The 21369-nt window shown below is 60.3% G+C and carries 22 protein-coding genes and 1 pseudogene; 5 read left to right on the plus strand and 18 right to left on the minus strand.

The features are described 5' to 3' along the window. Nucleotides 1-55 precede the first annotated feature (55 nt). The 8 genes from HDG39_RS15895 to HDG39_RS15930 form a co-directional block, all read right to left on the minus strand. Nucleotides 56-280: a hypothetical protein gene (locus tag HDG39_RS15895; RefSeq protein ID WP_184006877.1), complete on the minus strand. Its 225-nt coding sequence runs from the start codon at nt 278-280 to the stop codon at nt 56-58. A gap of 276 nt (nt 281-556) precedes the next feature. Beyond that, nucleotides 557-760, minus strand: coding sequence for a cold-shock protein (locus tag HDG39_RS15900; RefSeq protein ID WP_012428559.1), 204 nt, complete (start codon nt 758-760; stop codon nt 557-559). Between the two features lie 396 nt (nt 761-1156). Further along, nucleotides 1157-1651 carry a PHB depolymerase family esterase gene (locus HDG39_RS15905; protein WP_311735891.1) on the minus strand — a complete coding sequence of 165 codons (495 nt, stop codon included), beginning with the start codon at nt 1649-1651 and terminating at the stop codon, nt 1157-1159. 732 nt (nt 1652-2383) lie between these two features. Then, nucleotides 2384-3238 carry a PA4780 family RIO1-like protein kinase gene (locus tag HDG39_RS15910; RefSeq protein ID WP_018424490.1) on the minus strand — a complete coding sequence of 285 codons (855 nt, stop codon included), beginning with the start codon at nt 3236-3238 and terminating at the stop codon, nt 2384-2386. Between the two features lie 426 nt (nt 3239-3664). Next, nucleotides 3665-3877, minus strand: a complete 213-nt coding sequence (gene rpsU / locus HDG39_RS15915; RefSeq protein WP_026226536.1) for a 30S ribosomal protein S21 — start codon at nt 3875-3877, stop codon at nt 3665-3667. A 108-nt stretch (nt 3878-3985) separates the two neighbouring features. Continuing rightward, nucleotides 3986-4252 carry a translation initiation factor IF-1 gene (gene infA / locus HDG39_RS15920; protein ID WP_184006878.1) on the minus strand — a complete coding sequence of 89 codons (267 nt, stop codon included), beginning with the start codon at nt 4250-4252 and terminating at the stop codon, nt 3986-3988. Between the two features lie 199 nt (nt 4253-4451). After that, the gene (locus tag HDG39_RS15925; RefSeq protein WP_184007004.1) at nt 4452-4676 is read right to left on the minus strand and encodes a hypothetical protein; all 225 of its coding nucleotides are present in this window, start codon (nt 4674-4676) and stop codon (nt 4452-4454) included. A gap of 279 nt (nt 4677-4955) precedes the next feature. Further along, nucleotides 4956-5159 carry a cold-shock protein gene (locus tag HDG39_RS15930; RefSeq protein WP_017773014.1) on the minus strand — a complete coding sequence of 68 codons (204 nt, stop codon included), beginning with the start codon at nt 5157-5159 and terminating at the stop codon, nt 4956-4958. 319 nt (nt 5160-5478) lie between these two features. Between HDG39_RS15930 and HDG39_RS35630 the strand changes: the two are divergent. After that, nucleotides 5479-5610 (plus strand): annotated as a pseudogene (locus tag HDG39_RS35630) (IS6 family transposase); the annotation flags it as partial. Between the two features lie 260 nt (nt 5611-5870). Here HDG39_RS35630 and HDG39_RS15935 read toward each other — a convergent pair. Next, entirely contained in the window at nt 5871-6341 is a 471-nt protein-coding gene (locus tag HDG39_RS15935) for an FUSC family protein (RefSeq protein WP_184006879.1), read from the minus strand. Between the two features lie 159 nt (nt 6342-6500). Between HDG39_RS15935 and HDG39_RS15940 the strand changes: the two genes are divergently transcribed. Together HDG39_RS15940 and HDG39_RS15945 are read left to right on the plus strand one after the other, a co-directional pair. Continuing rightward, nucleotides 6501-6812 carry a DUF4148 domain-containing protein gene (locus HDG39_RS15940; protein ID WP_184006880.1) on the plus strand — a complete coding sequence of 104 codons (312 nt, stop codon included), beginning with the start codon at nt 6501-6503 and terminating at the stop codon, nt 6810-6812. Nucleotides 6813-7392: 580 nt separating this feature from the next. Continuing rightward, nucleotides 7393-7968 (plus strand): YMGG-like glycine zipper-containing protein, encoded by a 576-nt coding sequence (locus tag HDG39_RS15945; protein ID WP_409259168.1) that lies wholly within the window; start codon nt 7393-7395, stop codon nt 7966-7968. Between the two features lie 448 nt (nt 7969-8416). Here the strand turns inward: HDG39_RS15945 and HDG39_RS15950 are convergent, their stop codons facing one another. The 5 genes from HDG39_RS15950 to mhpA form a co-directional block, all read right to left on the minus strand. Then, nucleotides 8417-9490, minus strand: a complete 1074-nt coding sequence (locus HDG39_RS15950) for a porin (RefSeq protein ID WP_184006882.1) — start codon at nt 9488-9490, stop codon at nt 8417-8419. A 126-nt stretch (nt 9491-9616) separates the two neighbouring features. Further along, the gene (locus HDG39_RS15955; protein WP_184006883.1) at nt 9617-10636 is read right to left on the minus strand and encodes an NAD(P)H-quinone oxidoreductase; all 1020 of its coding nucleotides are present in this window, start codon (nt 10634-10636) and stop codon (nt 9617-9619) included. Nucleotides 10637-10830: 194 nt separating this feature from the next. Further along, nucleotides 10831-12186, minus strand: a complete 1356-nt coding sequence (locus HDG39_RS15960; RefSeq protein ID WP_184006884.1) for an MFS transporter — start codon at nt 12184-12186, stop codon at nt 10831-10833. A 328-nt stretch (nt 12187-12514) separates the two neighbouring features. Beyond that, on the minus strand, nt 12515-13360 hold the full coding sequence (locus tag HDG39_RS15965; protein ID WP_184006885.1) for a fumarylacetoacetate hydrolase family protein: 846 nt from the start codon (nt 13358-13360) through the stop codon (nt 12515-12517). 96 nt (nt 13361-13456) lie between these two features. Continuing rightward, a complete protein-coding gene (gene mhpA / locus HDG39_RS15970) occupies nt 13457-14962 on the minus strand; it encodes a bifunctional 3-(3-hydroxy-phenyl)propionate/3-hydroxycinnamic acid hydroxylase MhpA (protein ID WP_184006886.1) in 1506 nt (501 codons plus the stop codon). Between the two features lie 117 nt (nt 14963-15079). On the opposite strand from mhpA, the gene HDG39_RS15975 reads away from it, so the two are divergent. After that, complete coding sequence (locus HDG39_RS15975) at nt 15080-15628, plus strand: VOC family protein (protein ID WP_184006887.1); 549 nt, start codon at nt 15080-15082, stop codon at nt 15626-15628. A gap of 98 nt (nt 15629-15726) precedes the next feature. Next, complete coding sequence (locus HDG39_RS15980) at nt 15727-16467, plus strand: IclR family transcriptional regulator (protein WP_184006888.1); 741 nt, start codon at nt 15727-15729, stop codon at nt 16465-16467. A 298-nt stretch (nt 16468-16765) separates the two neighbouring features. Here HDG39_RS15980 and HDG39_RS15985 read toward each other — a convergent pair whose 3' ends face one another. From HDG39_RS15985 to HDG39_RS16000, 4 genes are all read right to left on the minus strand, one after another. Beyond that, a complete protein-coding gene (locus HDG39_RS15985) occupies nt 16766-17686 on the minus strand; it encodes a LysR family transcriptional regulator (protein ID WP_184006889.1) in 921 nt (306 codons plus the stop codon). Between the two features lie 108 nt (nt 17687-17794). Then, nucleotides 17795-18763, minus strand: a complete 969-nt coding sequence (locus HDG39_RS15990; protein ID WP_184006890.1) for a MinD/ParA family ATP-binding protein — start codon at nt 18761-18763, stop codon at nt 17795-17797. A gap of 662 nt (nt 18764-19425) precedes the next feature. Further along, nucleotides 19426-20082: a TetR/AcrR family transcriptional regulator gene (locus HDG39_RS15995; RefSeq protein WP_184006891.1), complete on the minus strand. Its 657-nt coding sequence runs from the start codon at nt 20080-20082 to the stop codon at nt 19426-19428. A gap of 411 nt (nt 20083-20493) precedes the next feature. Continuing rightward, nucleotides 20494-21366, minus strand: a complete 873-nt coding sequence (locus HDG39_RS16000) for a 4Fe-4S dicluster domain-containing protein (RefSeq protein ID WP_184006892.1) — start codon at nt 21364-21366, stop codon at nt 20494-20496. Between the last annotated feature and the right edge of the window lie 3 nt (nt 21367-21369).

The raw sequence follows: 21369 nt of genomic DNA on the forward strand, positions 1-21369 counted from the left end.
TGCACGCGTCCTGATGCCTAAGTTGCGTTGAGCGCGCGGAACTGGGGCGTCGCCGTTAGCCGCGCGTGTCGACCCAGTTGCGTGCCCAGCGTGTCGAGTGCTGCAACGCCTGCTCCTCACTCGTGAAGTAATCGAGCGAATAGAACTGGTAGCGGCCGTCCGCGCGCTTGCTATCGGCGCGTTCGAGCAGCAGGTTGGAGGAAAAACTGCCGTCGGGCAAACGATGCGCCGAGGGCTGGACGGCATAGCCGTTGTATTGTTGAATTTGTCTGTTCTGCATTTTAGTTTTAATAATGTCGAGTGCGCGCGTGTCTTACGAAATGTGCATAGCTACGCCGATTCAAAGGCATCTCAGGCCGAATCTGAAGTAGTCGGAAAGCGAAGACGTGGCGCGAATGCCAGAGGGGAAAGTGAGCGCAACGAGACGTATGGCGCTTGGCAAGGTGCTGGCGAAACCGATGCAGCCAGGAGCGAACGCGCCACTTTAGAAAACAACGCTCCGCAAGGATGTCGCTGCAACCCGGCGTCCGTCGCGGGACGCCGGGCCCTTCAAACTTTACAGCGGCTTGATGTTAGCTGCCTGCAGACCCTTCGGGCCTTGCTTCGTTTCGAAGCTCACCTTCTGATTTTCAGCCAACGTCTTGAAGCCGTCGCCGCTGATTTCGGAGAAGTGAGCGAACAGATCGTCACCGCCCTTGTCCGGGGTGATGAAGCCAAAACCTTTGCTATCGTTGAACCACTTAACAGTACCGGTATCCATGAAGAATCCTTGAGAAAAAAACGGGAAAATGTGCTCCGTTGAAGAGCGTATGAAGCGTCAAGGAGGGAAAGGACAACGAATACCGCTGAGGAGCGAGCAATTGATGAACAGCAATCGAACTTCTTGAACTTCATGCGACACCCTAACCGCCGAGTGGCACCAGCGTCAATACTTATCTTGTAACTGTTCCACGCGCGGGGCCATTTTGCAGACGAAGCGATCCGAAGACCGGATGCGCTGCGAAGCTGCGAATCGGCACGCCTCGATCGATTTACGAATTGGCATACCATTTCGCTGTGCCTGTATGGCCGACATGCTCTATATGCAGAACGGACGCCACGTTGTCGCAATCGCAGTTAGCACGAGACAGGACGGCACTGTTGCGGTTGCGGATGATCAAGGAAGAAGCGCAGCGTTTCGGCACTCGCATCCGGACCTGTGGGGGCCGTGTAACTGCCTCGTGCGTTGCCGCCCGCCCACGCGAGCCCTGCTCCATGAATGTCCCATAGATCCGCGTCCATATTGTCGCCCAAGACCCGCCACGGGACAGTGCAGGCAAGTCGGCCTCATGTATTCGACGCGGTTTTCTACCGTGGTCAGGCAGGGGTTAACGCCGTGCAGGAGTCGCGTGGCATTCGCTACGTTAACCGTGGCATCCGCGTTGCCATGAAAGGCGATGAGTGGCCACTTTGGGAAAAAGGCCGTGTCCTGTTGCCCGTGCCAGCCTTTCGGGCATATGTGCCGCTTTTCTTCGCCGCGAGCGCGAAAGCGGATTGTGCGCACATCGAACCGGAAGACCGGCGTGCCCGCTGCGAAATCGTGTGCGTCGTGCGTGCAGCCGTGCAACATCACAAGCAGTGGCAGCGGCTCGCCGGCGGCCTCCGCTGGCACATAAAGCCGATATTGGCGGCGACCGGACGCATTCGCATGCGCAAGGGTGCTGAAAATGTCAGCAGTCCCCCACGTCCATGCAGTGTTCCCGTATTTTGTGCGCGGTGGATTCCTTTGTCCTGGCAAACGCAAAAGCCACGGGCTCGAGCGCCCTGTCCCGCGGAACAGGTTCGCTCACTGCCCTGACGTCGCCTCGCAGTGAGCGTTGTATCGGCGGCGAAGTGCAGTCGAGCCAACCATCGGTCACACGAAGGCACGGAACGCCTGATCGCAACTGGCTCGTAGGCGCGCTATCGAGGCCGATGAACGCGGTGCAGTGCGGCGCGGATCACAACCTCGGGTACTCCCAAGGAGACTGTGGCTTCTTTGTTTCTTCGTTCTCACGGCTCTGTTCAAGCGCGACGTTGCTGTGGACGCAATGGTGTGATTCCGGCGGCACGAGAGACGAATTGTTCAGCGCCGACCAGGCATACGACTTCGACCGATTGCCATCGTCTCCTATTGGTTGCCTGAGCTGTCTTTGCCAGAGGCGTCAACGAAGTTCACCTACGCAAGCCGAATGGCTGGTCGCGGGTAGCGGAGTTGACGTCTGCACGCCCGAGTGAAAATGGTGACGAGTGGCCCTTTCTGGCCGAACTCGAATATTCTGACGGTGCGCAACCGGTTGCTGGTGCGACATTCGTCGAAGACCTTATCGCGGGGCAATCGTCCGGGGTACATCGAGCACGGTTATCAGTCTGCGCTCAGTTCCTGCTGGCGCCGCACTCGCGCGTCTTCGTAAAGACGTGTCTCTTCGAGTTCCTGCAGCACGCTATCGAGGTCGACTGGCCGCGTGTCGAGCTCGATGCGTCCGGTCAATTTGACATCGACTTGCAGCCCGCCTGCTTCGAACAGCGCCCAGATCTCCGTTCCGTAATCCGCGCTGAGAATTTGCGGTGCGAACCGTCCGAAGTACGCAGCCAGGTTGTCGACGTCACGCTTGAGCATCGAAGCGGCTTCGTTGTTGGCAGCTGCGTCGACGGCCTGAGGCAGATCGATGATCACCGGCCCATCAGCTGCCAGCAGGATGTTGTATTCGGATAGGTCGCCGTGAATCACACCCGCGCAGAGCATGCGGACAACCTCGTTAAGCAGGAGGGCGTGCAGTTCAAGGGCGCGCGCTTCGGTCAGATGGACGTCGTTGAGGCGTGGCGCGACGTCACCCGCTGCGTCGACCACCAGTTCCATCAGTAACACGCCATCGGTACAAATATAGGGTTGCGGCACGCGCACGCCCGCATCGGCAAGTCGGAACAATGCGTTGACTTCGGCGTTTTGCCACAACTCTTCCTGCATCTGGCGGCCATAGCGAGTACCTTTTTCCATCGCACGCGCCTGCCGGCTATTCTTGACCTTGCGGCCGTCCCGATACGACGCGGCTTGCCGGAAACTGCGCTGCTTAGCGTCCTTGTAGACCTTTGCGCAGCGCATCGAGTGGCCGCTGCGCACGAGGTAGACTGTTGCTTCCTTGCCGCTCATCAACTGGCCGATCACTTCGTCGATGAGTCCTTCGTCGAGAAGCGGTGCAAGCCGTTTAGGTATCTTCATACGACCGACCCGTGCGGCTCGTGGCGCGAGCGTTCGAAATGCGTGGAAGGCGAATGGGCCGCTGAAGTGTGCGCAATCGGCAAACCGATGAATCGCGTGGGCGGTTCCGGTCGTCGGGTTGCTGCATGGGGAGTGGAGGGAGTCATGCCGGATTATAAAGGGGACGAGGGGCAGGTGACTCTAATCTCCTGGCGACTGCGTAGATGTATTGCCGCCGCTCCTGGCCGCTGGCTACCCGCCGCGAAGGGCAGCGCCCGACCTGAAGCGGTCTATCGATCGCAGAAAATCGAGTGACCGGTATGCGAAAGCGGATTCAACCGGTGTCACTCGGCCAAGATCAGAAGCGGTTCCCCATGCGAAGGTTACACGAGACATCCGGCTGTGCACTGGACGGCCGCTTCTGCATGGCTGCTCTGCAGTTCCGGATCAGTACCGCTTTTTCGGCGGCAACGACCGTTTGATCTGCTTGCGCAGGCGCGCCACTGCAGCAGCCTTTTTGCGCTTGCGTTCTGTGGTAGGTTTTTCATAGGCTGTCCGGGCACGAAGCTCGGGAATCAAGCCGGTGCGCTCGATCGCGCGACGGAAACGGCGTATTGCAACTTCCATGGGCTCGTCGGCTTTCAGAATTACGGTAGTCAATTTTTTTCCTTGGTTGAGATCCGGCAGCAATGGCGAATGGTGATGTGGATGTGCACGCGGCGTCGCGGCACAGGTAAGGGTCACAGCCGACGGTCGCGTATCGCGCCATCAACGACGGTGAAATGCGGCTCTTTGCGTTGCGCCACCGCTCCGTTCATCTTTATGTCGAAAATTGATTCGTCCTTTCGTCAGGTCGTACATCGAGAGTTCCAGCGTTACCCGATCGCCCGCAAGGATGCGAATGTGATTCTTGCGAATACGACCGGACGCATACGCCCCTACCACCACGCCATTGTCGAGCGTGACGCGGTAACGGCTGTCTGGCAGCACTTCCTCAACGATACCGTCGAGTTCCAGCAGTTCTTCTTTGGGCATTTGCGAAGCGAACTAGTCCTGCATTGTAACCAAAGACCGCCATCTGCTCCGCCACTATCGGCGGGGCCACAAGGAAGGGGGGTTGTCCGCCATGCGTGCCGACGATGTGCAATCGGGATCTCGCGTGATGTGGGGGCGTTTTGTTGTACCCGCCCTGGCGCCTCAGATGCGTTGGGTGTTTCGAACCGTGGCGTCGTCTTTAACCGCGCGTGTCGACCCAGTTGCGTGCCCACTGGGTCGAGTGCTGCAACGCCTGCTCTTCACTCTTGAAATATTCGAGGGAATAGAACGAGTAGCGGCCTTCGGCTCGCGCACTATCAATGCATTCGAGCAGCAGGTTAGATGAGAAGCTACCGTCGGGCAAACGATGCGCCGAGGATTGGACGGCATAGCCGCTGTATTGTTGAACTTGTTTGTTTTGCATTTTAATTTTAATGATATTTGAGCGCGCACGTGCCGTGCGAAAAGTGCACGGGTGCGCCGATTCAAAGCCATTCGAGCCGAATTCTGAAGCAGTCGAAAAGCGAAAAATGGCGTTGAAGCCTGGGGGGAGAATGAGGCGCAACGAGGCGTATGGCGCTTGGCAAGCTGCTCAATAAACAGATGCCAATCAGGATCGACCGCGCCAACTGAGGGAGACAAAGCTCCGCGAGGGTATCGCTGCAACCCGGCATCCGTCGCGGGAGGCCGGGGCCCTTCAACATTACATCGGCTTGATGTTAGCCGCTTGCAGCCCCTTCGGGCCTTGCTTCGTTTCGAAGCTCACCTTCTGATTTTCAGCCAGTGTCTTGAAGCCGTCGCCCCTGATTTCGGAGAAGTGAGCGAACAGGTCGTCGCCGCCCTTGTCCGGGGTGATGAAGCCGAAGCCTTTGCTGTCGTTGAACCACTTAACGGTGCCGGTATCCATGAAGAATCCTTGAGGAAAAATACGAAGATTTGCTCTAGTAAAGAGTGTGTGAAGCTTCAAGGAGGGAGAGGACAACGAATACCGCTGAGGAGCGAGCAATTGATGAACAGCAATCGAACTTCTTGAACTTCGAACGGCACATTACCCGCCGGGCGGACCAGCGTCAATACTTATCTTGTAACTGTTTCGCTCGGCGGCCCGTTCTGCAGAGGGAGCGATGCGGCCCTGCCTGGCTGCGCCCCCTTGTCCTGCTTCACACGATACGCCATATTTCCAAACGAACCAGTTCATCTTGAAGCGCGGACGAATCGAGATCTCGCCGGAGACGATCACGCTCGGTGGGTATGCCGCCTGACACCGGGCGGCGCGTGAGATGAAGGCCGATGGCCATCTGCCGGAGGACACGAAGATCCAGTCCTCGAAGTACCTGAACAATCTGATCGACCCGGACCAGCTATTGGCGACAGAGACCCGCACGTCAGGCGCACCCCGTATCGCACCGCGAGCGGGGTCAGCACGCGCACGGTTTCGCATCAGCCTTGCCGATCACTTCAAGAGCAGAAGAATGACAATCCCCAAGATCGCGAGGGCCAAAATAAATGGAAAGGTTGACTGTCAAAAGCGGGCGTTGCCCATGTTGACGGAGCGGCGAGCGTTGCCGCGCGGTCGACGTCCAGGTTGGCGAGGACCGTTGGACGTTGCCTTCCTGCGCTACGCCGTCGTTGAGGGACGCCGAAAGCGCCCCGCCGTCATGCAGTGCATGAGCCGATGGATCAGACCGCCGACGAGTGCACCGAGAATCACTTCGCTGGCCCGCATCAATCCTGCGTGAGCGACCGATGACCCCGGAGAAATAGTCAACAGCACGACCGGGCAAGTCCACAGGCAGACGCGAATGGACGGCCTGCCTTTCGCGAATAGTGCGCACAGGCCAACCGCTGCTGCGATCTGGAGTGCGGTCCCGACACCGGCCTGGTTCGCCACCTCGCCCACCAGGACGGCGACCACAGCGCCGGCGATCCGCCCGACGATCGTATGGCGGGTCTGGTCGAGGCTTTCCTGAGAGACGATCAGGCTGGACATCGAAGCCCAGACCGGATGGGGCAGGCCTACACCCGCGGCCAGTAGATAGGCCAATGCACCGGAGACCGCACAACGCGCCGCGAAAGTCAGCGGTTTCAAGCACGGAAACAATGTATTGACGAGAGCTATTTGTGACTAATCCATAAGAAGATGACGGACTTCAACGGCACCGGCATGCGGGCTTCAAGACCTCGCCTGGTCGTTGTTTAGTTAACCCCGCGTCTGCTGTTCCAGGCGCTCGAGATTGGAAGCTTCATTATGGCCAAAGCGTTCATGCCTTTTCTCACCGTCATGTCAGTCATCGCTCTGCCCACGGGCACGTCCGCGCAGGGCAACGGTCCTCTCACGCGTGAGCTAGTGCGCGAAGAAGTCATCCGACTGCAAGCGGGCTACAACGGCACCAACGGTGACGCGCCCTATCCGGCGAACATACACGCCGCGCTCGCGAGCGTGGCGGCTCAACAGCAGGCGTTCAGTGGCTATGGTTGCGTGAAATCGGGCTCCGCAGCTGCGGTGGCAACGACTCCCGCTCAGTTGGCCTCGTATCGTTCGATCTACAGCGAAGGTTGATTGGGCATTAAGGTGGGCGAGTTGCAGACTTGTCCCGGCTTGACCATAGCGACGCAGGCATACCACCTCCGCACGCACGGCTCGGCGAAAGGCACGGGTTCCTCAGGATCATCCGAAGGTTGTGATCGGCACCTTGACTGCAAACTCGTACGGCATGTGGGCGCTGCCCTTCGTCAGACGGTGCCGTCCGTCAGGCGCCGATGGTGACGGCGCCGCTTCATCGAATAGGAGAAAGCTTATGAGGTTGAGGATAGCTGTGCTTGCCCTGATCGCGACGACAGCCGTATGCCTGAGTAGCACCGCGCAAGCGCATGTGAGGGTGGGGGTTTTAGTTGGCATTCCGCCCCCCCTCTTCGTCGCGCCGCCCCCGGTCGTCTACGCTGCACCTGTCCCCGTCGTTGTCCAGTCGGTCCAGTCGGCCCCGCCCACCGTCTATGTCGAGAAAACCCAAACGAGTCCGCCGGCGGATACCTGGTGGTATTGCCCGGTGACAAAAAATATTACCCATACGTGAAGGGATGTTCGAGCGGCTGGGTGGAAGTACCCGTGAGGCCAACCGGGCCGAAATGATATGAGCGAAATGAATTCCATCTCCCCGCAATCGCGCGCGAAGCGGGGCGCATCTGCGGTAGTCGCCGCCGTCGTCAGCCTGGCCGGCACCATCGCCCTGGCCGGCTGTGCTGGCATGCCAACAGGTCCCACTGTGATGGCCCTGCCCGGCACTGGCAAGTCCTTCGATCAATTCCGCGCCGATGACGCGACGTGCCAGCAATTTGCTTCCCAGCAGACCGGCGGCGTGAGCACCCAACAGGCCGCAGCGACCCGCGCCCTCGGCGGTACGGCCGTCGGCACCGCGCTCGGCGCGGCGGCCGGTGCGGCGTTCAGCGGCCGCCGTGGCGCAGCGGTCGGCGCGGGCGCGGGTCTGCTCGGCGGCAGCATGATCGGCGCCGGCATGGCGCAAAGCTCCGCCACCAGCCTTCAACACCGCTACGACCAGGCGTACATTCAGTGCATGTACGCAAATGGCGAGCGTGTGCCGGTCCCACGCAGCGCCGCCGATGTGTATCGGACGCAAGAGCAAGCGACGCGATTGCAGCCGGCCTACAATACGCCGCCTCCGCCAGCCTACGATACGCCGCCTCCGCCAGGTTACTGACCTTGGCACACCGACCACGCTCGCGTTTTTCGGCAGGAGCAAGCGCCTCGGCGCTACTCCATTCGACGCAACACACATCGGAGTGCGCTTTCAGGGCTGGCGATCCTCGGCCGCCCATCGTCTCACCGTGTGGAGCCGGGTCCTGGGATGGTGTCGCCCCCGCCCCCTCGCGCTGCTAGAACTTCGGATGGCTTGATCAAGTTGGCAGGGAAAGTCCGAATCTTTTTTAGATGCGTAGTTTTCCCGATCAAAAACATCGACGCCGGTTTCTACAATCATTCAGCTCGTCGCGCAGTAGCCAGATATGTTCGAGTACAACTCGAATACGACGAGCCGGTCGCCGCAACAATACACCGTCAGACACGGGCCTGTCTGCGCCAGACAGGCCCATTGAAGATGACGGCATTCATCTATACCGGTGCCTGGTGATGGACTTGATCGCCAGCGATCAGAAACGATGCTGGACGCCCAGCATGGCACCGGTCTGGTTCACGCCCGGCGCGACCGTGCCGCCTGCCGCCACCGAAACCGCGCTGGTCTGGCTGTTCAACATGTAGCCAGCAAGCGCATATACGAATGTGCGCTTCGAAAGCAGATAGTTCATGCGTGCCGCAACCAGCGTCGCATTTGAGATCCCATGCGCGATGTAGTGTGATACCTGAGCGTCGAGTGACCACTGAGGCGCAGGCGTATAGTTGACCCCTCCGAAATACAGATCGGAGCGCACCGATGCGGCCGCAGCGTCGACGATACGATGAATCCAGCCCACTCCCAGCCTGGCTTGCGCGAACCGGTAGTAAGCGCCGACCACTGTATGCGTATCGGTGAAGGCGCTGCTCGTGAGCGGCGCAGACGCTCCCTTTCCACCACGCATCTGGTCGTAGGATCCCGCGAAGCCATAATTGATGCCCGCGTATGCGAGCATGCCGGTGAACTGCTTGCAGGCCAGATAGTCACCCGGCGCCTGGCCGCCGCAATTGGTCGCCGGCGGACCGGCGGGCCCGGCTGCGTCACGGCCGAAGCTGTAGGTCGCGCCAACCGTCAGTCCACCAAATTTCCCGGTGTAGGAGACCGAGTTGTCGCTTCTCGGATTGGCCAGATACGGATCGAAGTTAGCGAACGAGTGCAGCGATGGCCCGATGATGTCGGCGTAAGCCAGCGCGTAGTAGGTCATATTGAACTGGCGGCCAAGCAGCACAGTACCGTATGACGAGCTCAGCCCGACGTCTGCGGTACGGCCCATCAGCCGTCCGCCGTATCCGAGTGCGCCGGTGCCGGGGGCAAAACCGCTCTCGAGGTTGAACAGCGCCTTGAGCCCGCCCCCGAGATCTTCGCTTCCACGCAAGCCGAAGCGGGACGGTACTTCGCCGGTGATCGATGGCACACCGACAAACGAACCGCCGCCTGCCGCGTGGTTGTAATAAGCCACGCCCGTATCAACTATGCCGTACAACGTCACGCTGCTTTGAGCGTATGTTGTTGCTGCCACCAGGGTCAAGCCCGTCAATCCGTACTTTTTCATAGGTCTCCTCCAGTGTTTGACGAGAACTGGATAAGGCGGAATTGCCCGATCAAACCTTTAATGCTGGCAACTCCGCGCGCATATGTAGAGACGCCCGAATTTTATTGTCGGTCTCGCACACGCTCTTTAATTTGATGATTCCATAACGTCGAGCAGAATCTTGCCCGCCACTTCGCCTCGCTCCAGGGCCTCGTGCGCAGCGCTCGCCTGTTTCAGCGGAAAACGTCGCGCGATCATCGGCTTGATCGCGGTGCCGAGCAGAGGCCACACCTGCGCGTACAGCCAGCACGCGATGGCCGCCTTCTCGTCGTCCGGCAGCGGCCTCAGCAAGGAACCCGTCACTACTGCCTCCTTGCGCATCAGTTCACGCAGCGGAAAGGACAGTTCGGCATCTCCACCTGGCGACAGATGCACCACGCGGCCCCGGCGGCCGAGCGCCTCGATGTTCTGGCGACCGTAGGCGGCGCCGGCCAGGTCGAGGATGACGTCCACACCTTTCCCCCCAGTGACTGCCTGCACGGCTTCCGCGAAGGCGACCGTCCGATAATTGAACGCCTTCACCGCGCCGAGCGCCTCCGCCAGCGCACACTTTTCGTCGGTCCCGCATGTCGCATAGACTGCGTGGCCTCGTGCTGTTAGGACCTGGGTCGCCACAGTACCAACGCCGCTCGTACCGCCGTGGATCAGGACGGATTCGCCGGGAGCGAGTTTCGCCACGTTGAAGAAGTTGTGTACCGTTGTGAACAGCGCTTCCGGCAGCGAAGCGGCATCGCGCAACGAGATCGCAGGCGGAATGGGCAATACCTGTCCCGCGTCGGCAATTGCATACTCCGCATAGCCGCCGCCATTGACGAGAGCGCATACCTCATCGCCGATCCTGACGTTTGTGACGTTCTGACCGATACCCACTATGACACCGGAGACTTCGAGTCCCGGGATAGGGCTATGAACGTTGTCGGGACCCCGGCGACGCTGATTGACATCGTGGCGATTTACGCCGGCCGATACGACACGGATCAGAACGTCCGAAGGGCCGCACTCCGGGACCGGCAATTCGACCGGAACCAGAACTTCGGGGCCGCCGGCAGCGGTAATGCGGACGCCGATCTGGCGATTCGGGACCGCTTCGAAATGGTTATCGTGCATGTTAATTAGCGATCCATATTGATAAAATCGACGCAATTCGCCACGGATGGCGCTCTGGAATATTCAGGTGATCAGCCGCCGAGTGGCGGGACAAATCAGGGCATGCAATTACGCAATTGCAGGGCGGAGATCCTCTGGTCTAGCAGACGGCTTCACTGATACAGGTCACGTCCGTCTTCATGTCGACAACGAATTCATCCCCCGTACTTATCGGCGGCTCCGTGCATTCCGACATCGGGTACCTGCGCGGCGCGCGCCTGATCTAAAAGCAGCATGAACAGGGCGGCAGCCCCCAGCACACCGCCGAACACGCGATATAACGTCGACGGTGTCCAGCCGACGGACAGCATGTAGCCCGTCCAGATTGGGACGACGACAGAAATGGCACGTCCGAATCCGATCATCAGACCAACTGCTGTCCCTCGCACAATCGCAGGATAGATAGGCGGACTGATCGCATAGAAGGCACAGACGCCGCCGCTCGCGCTGACGCCGACCAGCATGGAAAGCGGGATGGCCAGTGCGACATCCCTGAAGTACGTGGCATACACCGTATACACGACGGCGCCGCCGGTCAGAACGAGTGCAGTCGCAATAACTGGACGGATCCTGAGCGACAGGGCAGCGAACAGCAACGACCCGATGACACCGCCGATCATGATGAGCATCCCAACCCGCACGCCGTACGCTGGGCTTCCGCTCGCGTCCGCGACCAGCTTCGCGGTCCAGGCATTTGCGAAATAAAAGGCGGAGATAAGTCCCGCGTAGCCTAGCCAAAGGCACGCGGTGCGGCGCAGCATGAGGCCCCCGAAAATCATATTCACCGCGACCGCGAGAGCCGGTCCGTCGCTTTTGCGGCAAGCCTCAGGAAGCGCGGTGGATGGCGGGTGGCCGAGCCGGGCAGCGATCTTGTTGTACTTCTCGAGCGCTCGTTTTGGGCGGCGCTCAATCAGGTATTCGGCCGACTCCGGCAACATCGCGCTCACAACGGCAGTCATCGTCAAGGTCAGCAGCGCACCGAATGCGAGCGGCCCACGCCATCCGTAGCTCGCGACGAGCGGCTCCACGACGCTTCCGGCGAGCGCGGAGCCGAGCGGCAGGCCGATGCCATATAGGCCCATCACGACGCCACGGCACTTGTCCGAGCTATATTCCGAAACAAGAACATTGATACTGGCGATCAAGCCGCCGATGAACAGGCCGGCAAACGCCCGCACAACGACGAGTTCGCGGAAATTCTCGCTTCGGGCGGACAACAGCATACCGACGGTAACCAGCACAAGGCACAGCAGGATATGAGCCCGTCGCCCGATCCGGTCTGCCAGAGGGGAGATGATTGCCGCGCCAATCGCCATTCCCAACACGCTCGCGCTAAGTAGATAGCCGACTTCAACGTGGCTCAGCTTCCACGCCTTCGCCAGATGCGGCATGACGAATGGCAGCACGATGATCTCGTAACCGTCGATCATCGTGAGCAGAATGCAAATGACAAGCACCACGATCTGTTGCGATTGCATCGGCCGGTTCTTGATCGCTTCGCGGATATCCATAAAGTTGTCTCCTGGTGTTTTTTGAGGCGTTACCGTGGTGATTTGCACATACGTGCGATCATCTCTTGTGATGTAATTTTTCTGCCTTGCAATCACTACTGGAGGCCGGGCGCGACTACGAAGCATCCGTTGTTTAAAGCTAGCCGCCCCATTCAGATCCATGGACGGATTCGATCGCTCCTGTCGACCTATTCGAATACGGCGAACCTTCGATGCGACGCGAATACGTCGCCGCGCGTATCGAAGACCTGCCGCCGTCGGCGAAGCGCCCGTCAGCTGACGATAAATTCCAGCTATCGGCAACCAGATGGAGCCGGTTCCTGAGGCCTCATTCAGCGCTGATGTGGTTCCGGAGTACGCCGAGTTTGCTCACTTCCACCTCGACGACGTCGCCGGTCTTCATGAAGACCGGCGGGTTGCGCTTGGCGCCGACACCACCCGGCGTGCCGGTCACGATCACGTCGCCCGGTTTGAGCGTGATGAAGCTGGAGCAGTAAGCAATCAGCGTCGGAATCGAGAAGATCAGCATGTCCGTCGTCGCATGCTGCATGACCTGGCCGTTCAGGCGCGTCTCGAGCGTCAGCGCTTCGGTCTCGCCGATCTCGTCGGACGTGACGAGCATCGGTCCGAATGCCCCGGTCGCCTCGAAGTTCTTGCCCGGGCCCCATTGCGACGTATGCATCTGCCAGTCACGAATGCTGCCGTCGTTGTAGCACGCGAAACCGGCGATATGCTCGTAGGCCTTGTCTTCAGAGATGCGGCGGCCGCCCTTGCTGAGCACAACGGCGATCTCGCCTTCATAGTCGAGCCGATCCGACTCCGGCGGCAGCAGGATCGCTTGCTCGTGGCCGATTTGCGATTCAGCGACCCGCATGAAGATGGTCGGGCGCTCGGTGCGTTGCCGCCTGGTTTCCTGCACGTGCTCGTCGTAGTTGAGTCCAGCGCACAGGATCTTGTCCGGATCAGCGACGACCGGGCGATACGCATTGATGTCCGACAGCGCGAAGTCAGCGTCTGACCTGGCGCCCAGATCCTTGAGCGCATCGATGCCGACCTGACGCAGTGCCGCGCCCAGGTCCGTCAGGTTCAGGCGCGCGCCGATGTCGACCACGCCCTGCTCGGTGACTGCGCCAAAGCTGTTCGCGTTGCTGCGGGAAAAGCTGACGAACTTCATGAGTAAATCTCCAGGTTTCGACTGCTACTTGTTAAAAGTGATGCCCGTGGCGCGCCTCAACACAGGCGGCGCTCCCACGGTTGACGATTGACCCCATCAGCACACCGGGGCCGGCGATTTTCCAGCTTCGATAATCCGACCGAGACCATCGACGAGCGCCAGCAACTGCTGCAGGTCCGAGGCCGTACCAAAGACATAGCGGTCCGGGCGAATCACGATCGCCGCTGCATCGAACTCCTTCAGGCAGTCCATCGCTTCGGCGTTTCCGTCATCGATCACCGAGAGCGGATACGACATCCGCTCGCGCAGCGCTTCGGCAGACGCGGTATCCAGCAGCCCCGGCCTGGCGAGGATGGCGAACGTTTGACCGGCGATCACGTCGAGGCGCTGTCCACCCGCGAGCATCGGCTGAGGCGCCACGATGCCGCTTGCCGCCTGCGCCACACGCAGATCGCTCTCGCCCAGGCGCGGACTCAGGCTGCGCAGCATCCGCGGCGCGATAGCCAGCGCCCGGTCACGTTCGGCAACCTCTTCCGGATCCCGCGCCTGAATGATGCGACCGAGTTCCACGGCCAGCTTGATGTACTCGCTCGCATGCGGCGCGCGCTCGTCCTGGTACGTATCGAGCAGTGTGCCGTCAGCCCCGTGGCGGCACACGGCCGTGAGCTTCCACGCGAGGTTCGCGGCGTCGCGAACGCCGGCACACAGGCCCTGCCCGAGGAAGGGCGGCGTCTGGTGCGCGGAATCGCCCGCCAGAATCAGCCTGCCGCGGCGCCAGCGTTGCGCGACCAGCGCATGGAACGTGTACACCACCGCGCGTTCGAGTTCGGCATCGTCCGGGGTCATCCAGCGCTCGATCAGCGACCAGACCGTTTCTGGCCGTGCCATTTCGGCAGCGTCTTCGCCGGGGTGCAGCATGATTTCGAAGCGACGGCGATCGCCAATTCCACGCACGTAAGTAGCGGGCCGGGCGGGATCACAAAACTGGACGCTGTGATCGCCCAGCACGGACCAGGGACGTTTCAGCACCGCGTCAAAGACCAGCCAGCGCTCATGGAGCCCCAGATCGGTCATTTCGCTGCCCATCAGTCGGCGCACGAGCGAGCGGGCGCCGTCGGCCCCCACCACATACGCCGCCTCGATGGTCTTGAGCTTGCCGCAGGAGAGGTCCTCGTATTTGACCTGGACATGGCTGGCCGACTCTTCGATTGCGTACACCTCACTGCGCAATTGCACCGAGACGCTTCCCTGCTCGGCCAGTCGCGCGCGCAGGATGCGCTCGAGGTCCGGCTGATGGAAACGATAGCTCGAATGCCAGCCCTGCGCGCCGATTTCCCGTGGCCTCGGCCAATCCACCAGCAGTTGTCCGCTAGCGTTGACAAACTTCATGCCCGGCGAAATGTGGCAAGACGCGGCGACTTCGTGCGCGACGCCAATCGCGTCAAATACGCGCATGCATTCCGCATCGAAATGAACCGCGCGAGGCAGTGCGTACGGGGCCGACTCTCGCTCCAATACCGCGACTGTCAATCCGTATCTCGCGAGCAAATTGGCGAATGTTGCGCCCACGGGGCCGAGCCCGATGACTGCGACGTCATACATGTCTATCGTCTCCAATTTTGTCATTATCTGATGGTGATAAATATATCCATCAGATCGCTTGTGCGTCGAGCTATTTTTTGGCACATTATCACAATACGATTTTTATAGGAGACAGATATGCGCAAGGGACTGAGCTTTAGTCATGTCGGGATGTACGTCAGGGACCTGGCCACGATGACGCGGTTCTACACGGAGCTACTGGACTTCACGATCACCGACGCCGGCAAACTTGCCGGGCCGAATGGTCCGGTCGAGCTGGTGTTCCTGAGCCGTGACCCGAAGGAGCATCACCAGATCGTGCTTGCCACCGGCCGCCCCGACCGCGTGTCGTTCAACGTGATCAACCAGATTTCGCTGCGGGCCGACAGTCTCGCCACGCTGCGGGAATTATTTGGACGTCTCGCCGAAAGCGGCGCAACCGACATCCAGCCCACCACTCACGGCAACGCTGTATCCGTGTATGCGCGCGACCCCGAAGGCAATCGACTCGAGTTGTTCGTGGACACGCCGTGGTACGTCAGCCAGCCGACGAAGGTGTCGGTGGATATGTCGCTCCCCGACGACCTGCTGATGAAGGAAGTCGAAAACCATGCTCGCTCGCTGCCCGGATTTGAGCCACGAGAAGCGTGGCAGGCACGCATGGCTGAGAAGATGGGGATTGCCTGACAGACGTGTGCGGGCGGGAGCAACGCGGCCTTCGCTACAATAGCGGCTACTCCCGCCCCACTTTCGTTCAAAACGCTGCGATGTCAAGCTCGTCCAAAATGCTCTCGATTCTCGATCTCTTCTCGATCGAGAAACCAGTGTGGTCACTGGAGACAATCTGCACCATGATCGGCTGCTCAACTCCGACGGCTTATCGCTATTTGCGTGAACTGGTCGACGCCGGGTTGCTTGCTCGGCTCGGCAGTGGCAGCTACACATTGGGACCCAGGGTCATGACCCTGGATTATCAATTGCGTACGATCGACCCGTTTTTTTCCATCGGGCATTCGCTGATGCGCGAGCTATCGGAACAGACTGGCTGCGATTGCGTCATGACAAGGATGTTTGACGAGAAAATTGTTGATACTCATCGGGAGAGTTCGAGTGGTGGGCTCGATCTCGCGTACGGCAGGGGCCGCCCCCGGCCGCTATTTTTGGGGGCCGCCCCAAAAGTGATTCTGGCGACACTACCGCGGGCGCGACTCAAGCGACTGTTCGAAAAATACGCAGCCGAGATTCGTGCCACGGGCATGGGCGATACGTTTGAGGACTTCTGGCACGGCCTGCAGCGGATACGCAAGTCAGGTTATTACATTTCGCGCGGCGAGCTGGAGGCACAAATGGCTTCGATCGGCGTACCGCTGTTTTCCAGTGACCCGCAGGCGAGCGCTGCGCTTGCTCTGGTTACATCGCTGCAACGTTTCGAATTCATGGATCATGGCAAGCTGCTTAAGCAGCTGACCGCGGCTGCGCAGCGCATTGCAACCGCTGTCGCGGATCACTCGATAAGCGCGCAGTGAGGCCTCGGCGAACACCTTCTGGTGCGTTCGATCGATGCAGTCGCTAGCAGCGCGGAAACCGTTGGTGTTCAGTGCTTTGTCGTCGGCGCCATCAACGATGAAAGCCGCAAGCTTCTACAGTTAGAGTTAACGAGCGGCATCGGCGAACCGGCAAGCCGGGACGATGCCGCTCGCCGTGTTTCACCGGGCCGGGCGGTTCAAACCGGCCGGGCACTCGGCTCATGGCCAATCAACCTCCTTTGCCGATCAGCACCCATGTGCGCGAACTCGAGAAATCGATGCTGTGCCCAGCCGCAGTCTAACGAGCTCGAGGAGGCGTTTCGGCGCCGTCCTCAAAGAACTGCGACGTGTGGTCGATAAACGCCCTCACCTTCGGGGGTAACAGCGTGCGTCCCATGTAAGCCAGGCGGACCTCGGCCGTCGTATCTGCGATCTCGAACTGCTCAAGCAGGCGAACCAGCCGCCCGGCCTTTATATCGTGCTCTACCAGCGTAATCGGAAGCAGAGCGACGCCGAATCCCTGGAGCACGATGTCACGATTAAAGATCGGGTTGTTCGATGTAATTTCGTAGTGGATCGGGACCGCGACGTTTTCGTGCTCCGTTCGAAAGGTGACGAATGGCTTGTGCATCGAAGGCGGAACAGTGACGAATACATGGTCTGCCAGGTCAGCCGGATGCCGAGGCCGAGGGCGCCTGCCCAGATAAGCCTCCGTGGTAACAATCACCAACGGAAGCCTATGGAGAAGTCGCGTCACGGCCAAATCCGTCGCCAGCATGAAAGGCAAAACGATACCGACGTCGTAACCATCCGCTGTCAGGTCGACTGGCCGCTCGGTTAACGTGGCGTCCACGGTAATGCTCGGATATTTGAGTTTGAATGACGCAATTAGTGGTGCAAGCCATGTCAGCGCGGCGGTCGTGTGTGCGACCAGCCTGAGGGCGCCCGCAGGCAGTCGACCTTGACTTGCCGCGTCGGCTTCCAGACAGTCGAGATCATCCAGGATCCGAGTGCAGCCGTTGTAAAAGCGCTCTGCCGCTTCCGTCAGCGAAAATTGTCGGGTGGAGCGGTGAAAAAGCCGGGTGCCGAGCCGCTCTTCCAACGATGCGATCGCCCGCGAAACGACCGATGGCGATAAGTCCATCATTTCCCCAGCCCGCCGGAAATTCTTGACCTCTACAATTGCGCGAAATAGGCGCAAGCTTTCGATATATTCCATGGTTTTAGCGTTTCGCCCGCGGCCAGAACATTGCGACCGGACAAGATAAAGGTAGATGTTTCGTCATACTGAAAATTGATCTGAAAACGGTAGCTCGGACTATCCTTGTCAATTGAAGCGCGGCTTATAGATGCGGCACATCGTTTTCGATGTCTCTCGCGCAGGCACCAACCGTAGGGCGTTCATAAACGGCGAGCAAGCCCACGGGCGCGTGGTGCAGACGCCAGGCAGCGTTGACATGGGTTCCCGCCACGAGCCTGCAGGCCACCGCGGCCACGACTGGAGATCGGTAGCGAGACGCGCAAAATCGTCCGCGGTGGGGGAAGGACGGAACGCATCTGCGATAGCGCACGGCAGCTCGGCGGCTCGCGCAATGCAGGGATCGGCTCTGATACAGCCTCCATCAAGAACGGAGGCAGCCAGATGATCGCGAGCAATTCCGCTGAGGCTCGCCAGAACCGCGTGAGCGTCCGCTTGATTCTCGACCCGATTCATAACGATGCGGAACTGTGCGATCCCTTGCGTGAGATGCAGGTGCTTCATGCGAACGTACGTGTTTGCTGCAGCATCCGCCGTCATCGTCGTGACGAGCACCACATCGTGAGCTTGCGAGGCAAGCGGTGAAAGTGCGCCATCGTCGCTAAGCGCAGCGTCGATCAGTACGACATCAGGGGCGGTGGCGGGCACCGCGTCGTGCTCGATGGCTCCGTAGCGTTGTTCATTCGTATGGCCGGGGCCGGTGATGGCGATCGGCAATCGACTATTTTCTACCGGCAGCACACGCGGCAGCCTGCCATTCGGCACGGAAGCGGACCCGCCCGCTGCCCGGATCGCGCCGAGCACCGCGCTCGCCGATCCGTCGCCAGGGCACTCGTCCACCACGAGCACGTCCAGCCCTTGCTTGCCCAGCGCTATCGCGAGATGGACGACGGCAGCCGTGCAGCCCGATCTCTCAGAGCCGGCTGTGACAGCGACCACACGCGCAGTACTTTTGGCGAACGTCTGGCGCAACCCGAGCGCCTGTCCGGAGACTGTATCCTTCACTGATTTCCCACCTATCGAGACCTTCGCGCCCATCACGAGTAGCGTTGACGACCCGGGCGCCGTCAGTCATAACGACGCTCCCATCGCACGCTTCATCCACGCGTGAATTTTACGGCTTTTCGTCACAGTTGACAATGCAATCAGACATGTTCCACACGTCAGATATGGGTGACAGATGAAAAGAGCGCGAACGGCGGGTCGGCCCCGACCTCATCCCGTTCTTCCTTGCACGTCGGGAATCGAAATTCTGTGCGCCGCCTGAAAAATAGCCGTAGCGGGACGTCTAGCCTGCTTGGGCGGCCAGTGTGCTGTAGTGAAGGGGTCGAGTGGCACCTGTCGATGTCTCCGACTGACGCCCACGGCCACTTATCGAGCGGTCGCGTCGCCTTAGCGACAGCTCTGCGCCGCCATGCCGCGTTCACTCGTAAGGAGTTGCCGCGGGAAATGGGCTGTGCCAGTAGATCCAGTCATATGAGTCGCTGTGGTGCGCCCATGCGCAGTTCCTTGCCGTAGTGGTGCTGATAGCCTCGACAAGGTGGTTCAACACCGAACCCGGTTCATTCCGCTCATTTGTGCTGCTGCCGACCCTGGTATCCACGGCCCCTTGCCCGAGCGGTTGCCGCTTCACCTTTATCGTGTCAGGCCTTCGCAACGGAACGGGCCCTCGTGCGCGGTGGCGTTCTGACTTTCGCGGCTCAGCCGGGTGCGTCCAGGCGATGACCGTCGTAGACTGTTTCCTCCGGCGGTCGCCACAACATGCACGAAAAAAATCCAGCCAGGACTGTCTGCAGCACCTTGTCGCTCACCGTTTGCGGACTACACATCCTGAAGAACTGCACGCCCTCGCACAGGCTCGCCAGGCCAACCGCGAGAGCCTCGGCCTGCAGGGGCAATGGCCTGCCGTTGCGCTCCGAAAGCATGCGGATGTACACGCTGATCTGTTCCAGCTTCTCCTGCCGGAAGGCGTTAATGCGCTCCCGAAACGGGGTGTCCCTGCACGCGAGCAACTGGGCCTCGACCCAAAGTGGAAAGCAATGGTGTTCAATAAAAGATTGGCTGTAGCACGCGATGGCGCGGTCCTTCATTTCATCGGGCGTGCCGCCCTTCTCCATCATCGACAGGAGATTCGTCCGCGCCCTATCGTCGTCACGGCGCAACAACCTGATCAGCAGCTCCGGCTTGCTCCCGAAGTTTGAGTAGAATGCGCCGCGCGTATAGCCAGCCGCCTCAGCGATGTCCTCCACGCTTGTCGCGGCGAATCCCTTTTTAACGAACATCTTCCGCGCAGCCTCAAGCAGGCTTTCGCGCGTCTGCTCTCTGCGCTGTGCCCGTGTCAGGCGGTCCCGCTTCATGGCATAAAGTACCGGTCAGGCCGTCATCTGCGGTGCCGGCCAGATCGGCGCGCTTGTCAGATGACGGCTTTTGCAATGATTCCGTCGACGCCCGTGTAGGCTGCCTCGCGGTTGATGCGACATTAGACTCATATCTGATTTTGTTGTCAATAAAGTCAACGACATCTGGCAAACGTGAGAGGAAATCGGAACAGTCATACCGCGCACTGGTATTCCGGACCAAGGCATCCAGACGCCCATCGGAAAAAGCGCAGAGGCGCGCCGCGCGAGGACGTCATGAGCTCCTTCGTCCGGTTGGAAGATCTTCGGGCGATAGCGTGCGCCCTTGAGTCGGTCGGCGACTGCATACGTCGCCTATCCTGAAGCGTGAGCGGTCCGCCCGTCGCATGCCAGGCAGCTTCGTTGCGGTGCTCATGATCTCGCGACTTCCATACCGTTGGTCGACTGGGCGAGGCTGACCTCGCCCAGGTAAACGCTTTCGCCCCCCAATTCGCATTTGCGCCAGGCGCTGCCGAGGGCATGACGAATTTCGATCCGGTACATGCCGCTTCCTTTGGCCAGACCGCCGAACCGGAAATCGCCAAAGCCGTCAGAGACGGTTTCGGCGACCTTCTGATTGCCGAGGTACAGGGCGACCGCCGCATCCGTGACGCACTCGACCACATCTTCCATCCGGGCGCTGACGCTTCCGCCGATGAAGCAGGTTTCCCAGCGCTCGAGATCGCTGTACCACACGCGCGGCTTCGTGCCCAGGTTGGGCCGCAATACCTTGAGCCCCTCGCGCTGGGCCTTCTCGGCCATCGCTGCGTCATCGAGCCTGACCGTCTCGAAGACGTCGGTGGGGCACGACTGCTGGCAACGCGGCTTCGGCCAGCCCTGGTCGAGCAGATGGGCATCGAAGATCCAGGTCTGCGGCAGTTGCAGCTCATCGTTCCAGACGATCGCCTTGTACGGGCAGGACTTCACGATGTCCTTGCGGCCCCGCGCCTTGTCCGGATCGATGATGACGACGCCGTCGGCGCGCTTGCGAATGGCGTCGCCGCCCACTCGCATGCAAGGCGCTTCGTCGCAGTGGTTGCACATGACCGGCAGATACGTGGTCTCAACCATATGCGAGTCGCCCTGAACGCGCCGCAGGATGCGAACGGGGCTGTCGGTGCTGGCTGCGGCGGGCGCGGCATAACCGGGGAAGTCATTGCCGACGTGCTCGTCCCGGGCGGCAATGACGCAGTTCTGGCAGTTCTCGCAACGCCCGACCTTGATAACCAGGTTCAACTTGCTCATTCT

It is taken from the genome of Paraburkholderia lebeckiae, assembly GCF_014201005.1.
GTDB lineage: Bacteria > Pseudomonadota > Gammaproteobacteria > Burkholderiales > Burkholderiaceae > Paraburkholderia > Paraburkholderia tuberum.

Bases quoted from the DNA above. Each gene is read 5' to 3' on its own strand.
- mhpA (WP_184006886.1), bottom strand. From the start codon at position 14,962: ATGTATGACGTCGCAGTCATCGGGCTCGGCCCCGTGGGCGCAACATTC.
- HDG39_RS15945 (WP_409259168.1), top strand. From the start codon at position 7,393: ATGAATTCCATCTCCCCGCAATCGCGCGCGAAGCGGGGCGCATCTGCG.
- HDG39_RS15965 (WP_184006885.1), bottom strand. From the start codon at position 13,360: ATGAAGTTCGTCAGCTTTTCCCGCAGCAACGCGAACAGCTTTGGCGCA.
- HDG39_RS15980 (WP_184006888.1), top strand. From the start codon at position 15,727: ATGCTCTCGATTCTCGATCTCTTCTCGATCGAGAAACCAGTGTGGTCA.
- HDG39_RS15925 (WP_184007004.1), bottom strand. From the start codon at position 4,676: ATGCAAAACAAACAAGTTCAACAATACAGCGGCTATGCCGTCCAATCC.
- HDG39_RS15895 (WP_184006877.1), bottom strand. From the start codon at position 280: ATGCAGAACAGACAAATTCAACAATACAACGGCTATGCCGTCCAGCCC.
- HDG39_RS16000 (WP_184006892.1), bottom strand. From the start codon at position 21,366: ATGAGCAAGTTGAACCTGGTTATCAAGGTCGGGCGTTGCGAGAACTGC.
- HDG39_RS15990 (WP_184006890.1), bottom strand. From the start codon at position 18,763: ATGGGCGCGAAGGTCTCGATAGGTGGGAAATCAGTGAAGGATACAGTC.
- HDG39_RS15960 (WP_184006884.1), bottom strand. From the start codon at position 12,186: ATGGATATCCGCGAAGCGATCAAGAACCGGCCGATGCAATCGCAACAG.
- HDG39_RS15975 (WP_184006887.1), top strand. From the start codon at position 15,080: ATGCGCAAGGGACTGAGCTTTAGTCATGTCGGGATGTACGTCAGGGAC.
- HDG39_RS15910 (WP_018424490.1), bottom strand. From the start codon at position 3,238: ATGAAGATACCTAAACGGCTTGCACCGCTTCTCGACGAAGGACTCATC.
- HDG39_RS15955 (WP_184006883.1), bottom strand. From the start codon at position 10,636: ATGCACGATAACCATTTCGAAGCGGTCCCGAATCGCCAGATCGGCGTC.
- infA (WP_184006878.1), bottom strand. From the start codon at position 4,252: ATGCCCAAAGAAGAACTGCTGGAACTCGACGGTATCGTTGAGGAAGTG.
- HDG39_RS15950 (WP_184006882.1), bottom strand. From the start codon at position 9,490: ATGAAAAAGTACGGATTGACGGGCTTGACCCTGGTGGCAGCAACAACA.
- HDG39_RS15985 (WP_184006889.1), bottom strand. From the start codon at position 17,686: ATGGAATATATCGAAAGCTTGCGCCTATTTCGCGCAATTGTAGAGGTC.
- HDG39_RS15940 (WP_184006880.1), top strand. From the start codon at position 6,501: ATGGCCAAAGCGTTCATGCCTTTTCTCACCGTCATGTCAGTCATCGCT.
- HDG39_RS15995 (WP_184006891.1), bottom strand. From the start codon at position 20,082: ATGAAGCGGGACCGCCTGACACGGGCACAGCGCAGAGAGCAGACGCGC.
- HDG39_RS15900 (WP_012428559.1), bottom strand. From the start codon at position 760: ATGGATACCGGTACTGTTAAGTGGTTCAACGATAGCAAAGGTTTTGGC.
- HDG39_RS15930 (WP_017773014.1), bottom strand. From the start codon at position 5,159: ATGGATACCGGCACCGTTAAGTGGTTCAACGACAGCAAAGGCTTCGGC.